The following is a 9,701-nucleotide window of genomic DNA, read 5'->3' as shown; positions in this document are numbered from 1 at the left end:
TCAATCAAATCGTGGAGCGCTTTGTACACTTCGGAATGGTTCGGCTGGTAGCCGAACGGTTTAAACTCTTGGCGCAGCACATCAAGCAGCTTCAGTCCATACAACCGTTCTTGTTCCGTTAACGTGATTAAATACAGTTTTAAAAACGCACGTTGTTTTAACAGAAAACCGCTGGGCGTCCGTTTTTCTCCCATAGGCTTTTTCCCTCCTTCCCTACGGATGAAATTTCGCTCTTTGGGCGGCCAAATCCTGCTTATCTTCATTATACCATGCGGGAAAGGAAAAATCCTCTCCCGCTTGGGTTCAATAAAACACGATCGTTTTGTTTCCGTGGATGATGACCCGGTCTTCCAAATGCCATTTGAGCGCCCGGGCGAGCACGGTTTTTTCGATCAGGCGGCCGATCCGCTTTAAATCGTCGGGATGGTGGCGGTGGTCCACGCGGGCGACGTCTTGCTCGATGATCGGCCCTTCATCCAAATCGTCGGTGACGTAGTGCGATGTGGCGCCGATCAATTTGACGCCGCGCTCATACGCCCGCTCATACGGACGCGCACCAATAAAGGCGGGCAAAAATGAGTGGTGGATGTTGATGATCCGTCCCGGGAATTCAGCGACAAACGCCGGCGACAAAATTTGCATGTAGCGGGCAAGCACGATCGTGTCGATCTGATAGTCGCGAAGCAGACGGATTTGTTCGGCTTCGGCGTCCGCTTTCGTTTCTTTCGTCACCGGAATATGCACATAAGGGATGCCAAATGACTCGACCGTCTCGCGCAAGTCGGGGTGGTTGCTGATGACAAGGGCGATGTCGGCGATCAGCTCTCCCGCCTGCCATTGCCAAAGAAGTTCAAGCAGACAATGCTCAGCTTTGGAGACAAAAATCGCGATTCGCCGAATGTCGTTGTGCAGCCGAAGCTGCCAACGCATCTGAAATTCAGCGGCGATCGGGGCAAAGGCCGCTTCGATCTGGTCTTTTCGTTCCGTGATGTTCGGGCAGTCAAACTCCAAACGGAGGAAGAACGTACCCCCTTTCGGATCGGTCGAGTATTGGCTCGATTCGACGATATTGGCGCCTTGCTTATACAAGAAGGACGTGACCGCGGCGACAATACCTGGACGATCCGGACAGGAAATGAGCAGGCGGGCGCGATCTTCATAGCCTTGCAAAAATGATTGCAAGCGATGTTGGCGAAATGTCGTCATGTTGTTCTCTCCCTTTTCTTTCCGTCGTTTGGTTTTCATCATACAAAAAAATCATCCGCTTGCCAACTGCACAGTCCATCTTTTTTGCAAGAAAAGCCGCCTTTGCCCCTGCGGCGGAAGGGGCGATATTCAAAAGAACATCTCCCCTCGAGTAAAATGGCAGATCAAAGGGTGTCTCGTTATGTAGGAGACACCCTTTGGTCTGCCCGTGATCAGTCTTTCGTCAAATCGCCGGCCGGGCCGAAAAATTCGTAATGGATGCGTTCTTCCGGCACGCCCCACTCTGCTAAGGCGCGGTAGACCGTTTTCATAAATGGAACTGGGCCGCAGAAATAAAAGTCAGCGTCGCGAGTCGGAATTACCGTTTTCATCCAAGCAAGGTCGATCCGTCCTTCTTTGCCGAAATGCGGATGACGGCGGTCGTCTTCAGACGGCGATTCGTAACAGAGATGGTAGGCAAACGACGGGCGTTTGGCCAATGCCCGCAACTCTTCGTCAAAGGCTTGCACGCGGCCGTTTAGGGCAGCTTGAAGAAACGTCACCGGACGATTCGGCTGACGGATGGCCAATGTATTCGCCATGCTTAAAAGCGGAGTGACCCCAACGCCGCCGCTGATCAGCACAACCGGCGTTTCGTGTGTCAAGTCGAGCGTAAAGTCGCCGGCTGGAGCGCTTAACTCGACGACATCGCCTTCGTGAATGTGGTCATGCAAATAGTTCGACACGATGCCGGCTGGTTTTTCCGCTGTTGCTGCTTCCCGTTTGACACTGATGCGGTAATACCCTTTGCCAGGGGCGTCCGATAAGCTGTATTGGCGAATGTGCGTATACGTTTCACCAGGGATGTCCAGTTTTACGCTCACGTATTGACCTGGTAAATAGTCGCTGATGGCGTCGCCGTCTTCCGGCTCGAAATAAAACGACGTGATGACGTCGCTTTCCTTCACCTTTTTTGTGACGACAAAGCGGCGGAAACCGCGCCAGCCGCCGTGCTTGGCCGCAGCTTCATCGTAGAGCTCCTTCTCGACTTGAATGAAAACAGCGGCAATGGCTTCATACGCTGCCGCCCAAGCCGTTATCACGTCATCAGTGGCAGCGTCGCCGAGCACGTCTTTGATCGCTAGCAGCAAGTGCCTTCCGACAATCGGGTATTGTTCCGGTTTAATGCCTAAACTCCGGTGTTTATGGCCGATTTGCCGCACGACCGGCAAAATGGCGTCCAATTGATCGATATAGCGCGCTGCCGCGTACACGGCTGCCGCCAAGGCGCGTTGCTGCCGCCCTTGTTTTTGGTTGGCATGGTTGAAAATATTCAACAATTCTGGATGGTTCGAAAACATCAATTGGTAAAACCGTTTGGTAATCTGTTCGCCGTGCTGCTCCAACATCGGTACGGTCGATTTGACGATTTCAATCGTTTTTGGGTGCAAAGCCGTTGTCTTAGCCATGTTTCATCTCCTCTCATAAAACATGTATTTTAAATACATGTTTTATTCAATCATACGCATAGTGAAAAAGCAACATTTCAAATACATCTTTAATAAATTGTTCACAATTCCCTCGCACAGACAGGTGTGATACAATGGAAGCAACCATCTTGTCTAAAGGTTGTGGATGACCATGCAGCTGACGAACTATACAGAATATGCGTTGCGTGTGCTGCTGTTTTTAGGAACGCTCGATGAAGGCGAAAAAACAAATATCAAAGAAATTTCCACTGCGTTTTCCCTCTCTGAGCATCATTTAAGCAAAATCGTCCATGAGCTCGGCAAGCTTGGCTACATCGAAACGATCCGCGGACGCAACGGCGGGATTCGCCTGGCGAAACGGCCGGAGGAGATTGTCATCGGTGCGGTCGTTCGCGAGACGGAAGACAATTTGTCGCTTGTGGAGTGCTTCGCCGCTCACGGTAATGAATGCGTGCTGACGCCTTCATGCCGGCTCCGTTTTGCGCTTCGCGAGGCGTTAGAAGCGTTTTTGCGTGTGCTCGATGCGTATACGCTCGCTGATTTGCTTGAAAACCGTACGTCGCTTCGTGCTTTGCTTGGAAAGCGGCGCGATCGATAGACACTCTCCGGCCGGGTGCCGGGGAGTGTTATTTTTTGCCGAACAGGCACACTATAAGCAAGCATCGCCGCATGAAGGGAGACGGAACGATGGAATCATACGATGTCGTGGTCGTCGCCCGCCGTCTCAGTTTATGATGGAAACGAAAGGAGGAGGAAAAGATGCGAAAACGATGGATGATGCCGCTTGCCGCCATTTGCGCGTTAGCGGTCAGCCTTTGTGCCGGCTGCGGCGGCCAAGACGAGGAGCGGCCGGAAAAACGCAACCAGTCGTCGAACATGGGCGGCGGGATGAACACGTCCGGCACCGGCCGATCACATCCCCTTTGTTTGCCACAAGACGAAGAATATATTAAGATTAGAAAGGTGTGAAAACATCTGCATGACTAAAGGAGGTCACAATGAAACACGAAGGAAGCGCTTTACCCCCTTACTTGCATATGGACAACGGAGAGCTTTGGCTCACCGAAGATGACCGCGACAATTTGAAAATTAGCTACCGGATCAAAGAGGTGATCTTTGCCGAGCCATCCGAGTATCAGCATGTCATGATTTTGGATTCGTATGATTTTGGCCGCATGCTCGTACTGGACGGCGTCGTGCAAACGACCTCGATTGACGGCCATATTTATAATGAGATGATTTCGCACGTGCCGCTTCAGTTTCATCCGGAAGCCAAACGGGCGCTGATCATCGGCGGGGGAGACTGCGGGGCAGCCAGAGAAACGGCTAAGTATGCCCGCCTCGAGGCGATCGAGATGGTGGAAATTGATGAGAAGGTCGTCCGGGCGTGCAAAGAACATTTGCCGGCCGTCTCCGGCAATTTGTCCGACCCGCGCGTCCACTTCATTTATGGCGACGGTGTCGCCTTTGTGCGCGGAAAGGAACGCGAGTACGACGTCATCATGATCGACTCCTCCGACCCGGTCGGCCCGGCTGAGGCGCTGTTTTCACCGGAGTTTTATGCCAACGTGCACCGGGCATTAAAAGAGGACGGGCTCATGGTGTGCCAAAGCCAGTCGCCCATTTTCCATCTCGATATTTTGAAGCGGACATACCGCAACATTCGCGAATTGTTCCCGCATGTGCTCGTGTACACGGCGGTTGTGCCGACGTACCCGGGCGGATTGTGGAGCTTTACAATCGGCTCGAAACGGCCGCTTGAGCTGCCGAAGCAAACAGCGATTCCCGAAGATACAAAATACGTCAATGACGCTGTATTCCGCCAATGCTTCGCGTTGCCTTCCTTTTTGCGCGCTGCGCTGGAGGCAGAGAACGAAAACACGGGAAAATGACCGTTAAAAAACCGCTGTCCCTCGCATTTAGGGACAGCGGTTTCGATTTGTCTGGAAAACACACGTTGAATGTTCTTGAGTCAACCTGCATTGGTTGGCTGCTTAGGCGTCAGCTTTTGCGCGCGTTCGACTGCCGGCAAGCGCCCGCTTGGCGAGCCACGCGATCGTCAAGTCGTCAGCCGGCGGGTTATGGAGTCCGGCGCGCACGTCGCGGTAATAGCGCCCAAGCGGACTATCAGCATACAAACTTTGTCCCACGACGATGCGCATCGCCCAATCGACAACCTCGAGCGCGGTATTCGTCGCAATGAACTTGGCGGTTGCCAGTTCCTCTTTCATTTCATGACGTTTGTCAGGGTATCGATCCCATAAATCGGCGATGCTATACAGAAAATGACGGGCGTGAACGAGGCGCCACTCCATCTCGGCGATTTTCCGCTGCACCTCCGGCGTCGAGGCGATCGGCTGCGACAACGTGTTCGGTTGGTACGTTTGGGCAAAGCGGAGCGCCTCATTGCGGGCGGCGATGGCGATCCCTAAGTAGCATGCCGGAACATGCAAAAGCCATCCTTGTGCCGGTGCTGCACCGACCGGTTTCTCCAGCATCTCCACGAGCGCTTCCGGTTCAACCTCGACGCCATCAAGGATGAGGTCATCGCTGCGCGTCGCCTTCATGCCGAGCGTGTGCCATGTCGGCTCAATGCGAAGCCCCGAGGTTTTCATCGGGACAAGAAATTCGCCGACCTCGCCGCTGCTGTCAATCGTGGCGGAAATTAGCACGTAATCGAGTGCCGGCGCCAATGACGCAAACGCTTTTCGCCCATGAAGCACCCAGCGGCCGTTGCGGAAACAAGCGGTTGTTGTTGGTTTTCCCCCGCGCGCCGGGCTGCCGGTTGCCCGTTCAGAATGGGCGCTGTTTATCAACACATGGCGTTCCGTGATCTCGCTGGCCAGGCGGATGAGCACCGCTTCCGGCCAGCGGCGCAGCAAATACAGGCGCATGACAATGCTTAAATGCCAACCGAGTGACAAGGCGGTGGCGCCGTCGCCTTGGGCCAGCGTCTCTTGCACGAGCACGAGCTCGTACAGCGAGGCCCCGCCGCCTCCGTATTCGGCCGGGACGGTCAACGACAGAAATCCGGCTTCTTTTAACAGAGCGAAGTTGGCAAACGGAAACTCGGCCCGCTCATCATAATGCGCCGCGCGGGCGGCAAACTGTTCGGCGAGGCGCCATGCCCGGCGGTGAAGCTCTTCTTCCCGTTCGGTCCGCACAAGCAGATGGTACAATTCGTTCATCGTTCTCCCCTTCTTTTTTCCAGGATGCCTCTATTGTACCGGTTTTGCATTGATGAGGAAATGAAAATGCATTACAACAGAAAGAAATGGCGGACATATCGGTCATCGTGGCGATGGACAAACTCGTTTTTCGCCGCATCGTATACATACTCCTCTTGCCAGCGGGCGCCATGGCGGGCGATTTGGCGGACGGCATGAAGGATCGTATACACTTCTTCATTCGTCATCGTCGGATGAAGCGACACGCGCACCCAGCCCGGTTTTGCCAACAAGTTGCCGCTTTTGACTTCGTTGAGCAAGGCGGCGGACTGCTCTTGATCGATGCCAAGCAAATAATGGCCGTACGGCCCGGCGCATGAACAACCGCCGCGCGCTTGAATGCCGAAGCGATCATTCAGCAGTTTGACAACAAGGTTGTAATGCAATCCATCTATGACAAATGAGATGATGCCAAGACGGTCGTCCCGATGTCCTTCAAGCACGCGGACGCCGGGAATGTCTTTTAACGCCGGTAATAGGAGCGATACGAGCTCCTGTTCGCGGGCGCGCATTCGTTTTATGTTCATTTGCTCTTTCAGCTGGATGGCGAGCGCTGCTTTGATCGTTTGCCAAAACGGCGGCGTTCCCCCGTCTTCCCGCTCTTCGATTGCCTCTACGTATTCGTAATGCCCCCACGGGTCGGTCCAATACACCGTTCCGCCTCCTGGATGGTCAGGCGCCTTTTGGTCATACAGCCGGCTGTCAAAGAGAAGCACTCCTGCGCTTCCCGGTCCGCCAAGAAATTTGTGCGGCGAAAAATAAATGGCATCTAGCTGTTCCATCGGGTCATCCGGGTGCATATCGATGCGCACATACGGAGCGGAAGCGGCAAAGTCGACGAAGCAAAGCCCGCCATATTCATGCATCAGTTTCGCCAAGGCATGATACGGCGTTTCGATCCCAGTTACGTTCGAGCAGGCGGTGAATGCGCCGATCTTTTGCGGCCGATCGCGGTAGCGCTCCAGCAGCTCGCGCAAATGGTCAAGATCGACATCCCCGTTTTGGGTCGGCCGAATCGTCACGACTTCAGCGATCGTTTCCACCCATGGCAATAAATTTGAATGGTGCTCCATATGGGTGACAAAAACGACTGGCCGCTCCTCATCATGAAGGGACAAGCGGCGCTTCCACCGCTCCGGTACGCGCAAGCCAAGCAGACGCTGCAGCTTGTTGACGGCGCTTGTGGTCCCGGCGCCTTGCATGATCAAAACATCGCTTTTTTTGGCATGGACGTGTTGTTTGATGAGTTCTTTCGCATAGCGATACGCAAGCGTCATTTTCGTCCCGGTCACGTTCGACTCAGTATGGGTGTTGCCGACGAACGGGCCGAGTTCACGGGCCATTTTCTCCTCAATCGGGCGATACAGCCGTCCGCTTGCCGTCCAGTCGGCGTAAAGAAGCCGCTGCTCGCCAAACGGGGTGGAAAACGGATGAAAGCGGCCGATCGTTCCATCGCGAAACGGCTGAAAATACGTCTCAAGCTCTCCTCGGCATGTATACACCGCATTGCCGATCACAGCGTGAATGGCCATGTTGATTCCCCCTTTCCGCCATTTCGTCTATTTACAAAGTATGTTGCCTTCGGTGGTTCGGTCCAAAAAAACGTGGGAAAGTTGAAAATGAAAAATCCGCCGTACAGGCGGATGATATTCCACTCCCTTTTTTACTCCTTTTTTTGCACGATAACGGCGAAATCGTTTCCCCCACGGACGGCGCAAGGTATTCGGCAAGCATGGTCTGCAAGTCATCGGGCAATGGTTCGCTCGTTTGAGTTTGGAAATTAAAATGGACGACCGCTGCCTCTCCGATGGCGATCAGTCTTCCTGTTTCCTCTTCCATGATGCGATGGATGCATTGAAAGCTTTTGTTGCCAATGCGGGAGACATTCGTTTCCACCCGCAACCGCCGCCCGAAAAACGCTTGGCGAATAAAGTCGCACTTCGTAGACGCCAAAATAAAGTGCCATTCGTCCGTTCGTCCGCCGTAGCTCAGCTCATCGAACAAACGGGTGCGCGCTTCTTCCAAATAAATAAAATAGCTGATGTTGCTTAAATGTCCGAGCGCGTCTGTTTCACAAAAACGCGGATTGACCGTAATCGTGTGCGGTTTTCATTCGTGTTCCCTCTCCCCTTTTTGACGGCAGACACAGCAGTGTGTCTACCAACTAGTCAGTATGTTGTTTTTTATCATAGCTTGATTCGCTTATGGATGCGACTGTTTTGTTTTTGATATTTGATGATTTAGAACATAGTTTAGATAGAGGTGAGGAGCAGGGAGAGCGAAGCGTTCGCTTCTCCTCACCCGGCCCAAAGCGGAAGCAGCACGTACCCGGCAAGCGACAGCCCGGCGCCAATCAAGGAAATGCGCAGTTTGTATTTCGCATAGTTCATCAAGTCCATATCCATGATGGCGGCTGTCGTGATGGTCGTATCGCCAAGCGGCGAGGCAAACGCGCCGAACGTTCCGCTCGCAAACACCGCGCCGACCGTCATCTCAAGCGGCGCTCCAGTCGCGTGCGCGAGCGTGACGCCAAGCGGCATGAAAATGCCCCATGTCCCCCACGAGGACCCAATAAAATACGCCAAAAACGATCCGGCCAAAAACACTGCCGCGGGCACAAACGTCCCGGGAAGCCATGTCCCAAACGTCGAAGTCACGTAAGCGGTAAAGCCGAGCTCCCCCGCCACCGCGGAGACGGCCCAAACAAGAACGAGCATGCCGATCGGCGCCATCAACTCGTTGCCCCCCGCGAAAAAGTGGTAAATCAACTCCGACAGCGACTGCCTGCGCCATACATAAAACCCCATCGAGAGAAGAAGGGTCACAAACAGCGCCAACAGCATCGCCCATGTTGCATCCGCTTGCGAAAACGCTTCTAGCCAGCCGTGCGCCCCGCGCCGCCGACCATCATAGGCAAAAAAAGCGAACGTTAGCCCGAGCAGCAACGCCAGCGGGACAAAAAGGTGAAGCGGCTCTCCTGTAACAAGGGACAATTCTTTGCGCAGCCCGAGGCCGTGCAGTTCGTTTGTTTTCTCCTCTCCTTTTTTCGCCCGCGGCTTGCCGATGCGGATGTTCAGCATCGTCGTCAGCAGCCCGATTATCAGCGCGATAATGGCAAACAGATTGTACGGCAAGCTGCGCAAAAAAACGCCATACGCCGGTTCATGAATATCGTTTTGCGCCAGCGCCGCCGCTACAACAGACGTCATAAAGCCGACAAACGCCGTTGCCGCCGGCAGAAGCACGATGATCGGTTCAGTGGACACATCGATGATGTACGCCATCCGGCGCCGGTCGATGCGAAACTGGCGAAGCACCGCCTTCATCACCGGACCGAGGAGCATAATGCGGAACATCGGCATAAAAAACGTCACCGGCACCGTCAACCAAACGAACAACAAAAGCCTGCGCTTCGTGCGGATGCGCCCAGAAAGCTTCTCGACAAACCCTTTGATCCCACCGGTGATTTGCATCATGCCAATAAGCGAGCCGAACAAGTACAAAAACGCCGCCACCTTCATCTGTTCAACATCGCTGAGCGAATGAACAATGGCGGACAGCGCCCGCTCGATGCCGCCAACAAGCGACCGCTCAAGGCAAAACGCCCCGACAAGCAGCCCGGCTATAAGACCGGGCAAAATTTCTTTCAGCCAAATGGCGAGCGGAATGATCAAAAGAAAAGGCAATAGCGACCACCATGTTCCTTCCACACCGGCATCCCCCTTTGCGATCTTGCTGTTAACAAGGATAGCCATAATGCTGTTCGTTTATGATTTTGTTGATTATTTAGAACATAGTT

The 9,701-nt window shown here is 53.9% G+C and carries 8 protein-coding genes and 2 pseudogenes; 3 read left to right on the top strand and 7 right to left on the bottom strand.

Annotated features, from left to right (window positions below; translation table 11 throughout):
• The 3 genes and pseudogenes from IKE44_RS08985 to hmpA form a co-directional block, all read right to left on the bottom strand.
• Positions 1-194: pseudogene (locus tag IKE44_RS08985) on the bottom strand (Replication termination protein); the annotation flags it as partial.
• 109 nt (positions 195-303) lie between these two features.
• Positions 304-1,206 carry a formyltetrahydrofolate deformylase gene (gene purU, locus IKE44_RS08980; protein ID WP_287465675.1) on the bottom strand — a complete coding sequence of 301 codons (903 nt, stop codon included), beginning with the start codon at positions 1,204-1,206 and terminating at the stop codon, positions 304-306.
• 212 nt (positions 1,207-1,418) lie between these two features.
• Positions 1,419-2,654: an NO-inducible flavohemoprotein gene (hmpA, locus tag IKE44_RS08975; protein ID WP_049624284.1), complete on the bottom strand. Its 1,236-nt coding sequence runs from the start codon at positions 2,652-2,654 to the stop codon at positions 1,419-1,421.
• Positions 2,655-2,826: 172 nt separating this feature from the next.
• Between hmpA and nsrR the strand changes: the two genes are divergently transcribed.
• From nsrR to speE, 3 genes are all read left to right on the top strand, one after another.
• A complete protein-coding gene (gene nsrR, locus IKE44_RS08970; protein ID WP_033014120.1) occupies positions 2,827-3,273 on the top strand; it encodes a nitric oxide-sensing transcriptional repressor NsrR in 447 nt (148 codons plus the stop codon).
• Positions 3,274-3,434: 161 nt separating this feature from the next.
• On the top strand, positions 3,435-3,644 hold the full coding sequence (locus IKE44_RS08965) for a hypothetical protein (RefSeq protein ID WP_033010925.1): 210 nt from the start codon (positions 3,435-3,437) through the stop codon (positions 3,642-3,644).
• Positions 3,645-3,673: 29 nt separating this feature from the next.
• Positions 3,674-4,567, top strand: a complete 894-nt coding sequence (gene speE / locus IKE44_RS08960; RefSeq protein WP_033014118.1) for a polyamine aminopropyltransferase — start codon at positions 3,674-3,676, stop codon at positions 4,565-4,567.
• 102 nt (positions 4,568-4,669) lie between these two features.
• On the opposite strand, the gene IKE44_RS08955 is transcribed toward speE, so the two are convergent.
• The 4 genes and pseudogenes from IKE44_RS08955 to IKE44_RS08940 all read right to left on the bottom strand — a co-directional run bounded on the left by IKE44_RS08955 (position 4,670) and on the right by IKE44_RS08940 (position 9,612).
• Entirely contained in the window at positions 4,670-5,863 is a 1,194-nt protein-coding gene (locus tag IKE44_RS08955) for an acyl-CoA dehydrogenase family protein (RefSeq protein WP_049624283.1), read from the bottom strand.
• 71 nt (positions 5,864-5,934) lie between these two features.
• Complete coding sequence (locus IKE44_RS08950) at positions 5,935-7,434, bottom strand: aminotransferase class V-fold PLP-dependent enzyme (protein ID WP_121678139.1); 1,500 nt, start codon at positions 7,432-7,434, stop codon at positions 5,935-5,937.
• Between the two features lie 136 nt (positions 7,435-7,570).
• Positions 7,571-7,999, bottom strand: a pseudogene (locus tag IKE44_RS08945) (acyl-CoA thioesterase); the annotation flags it as partial.
• A 200-nt stretch (positions 8,000-8,199) separates the two neighbouring features.
• The gene (locus tag IKE44_RS08940) at positions 8,200-9,612 is read right to left on the bottom strand and encodes a Na+/H+ antiporter NhaC family protein (RefSeq protein ID WP_287465671.1); all 1,413 of its coding nucleotides are present in this window, start codon (positions 9,610-9,612) and stop codon (positions 8,200-8,202) included.
• Positions 9,613-9,701: the final 89 nt, after the last annotated feature.

Origin of the sequence: Geobacillus sp. (genome assembly GCF_017515625.1) — a bacterium.
In the GTDB taxonomy this organism is placed as follows: Bacteria; Bacillota; Bacilli; order Bacillales; family Anoxybacillaceae; genus Geobacillus; species Geobacillus stearothermophilus.
This window is presented reverse-complemented; position numbering and strand designations above follow the sequence as displayed.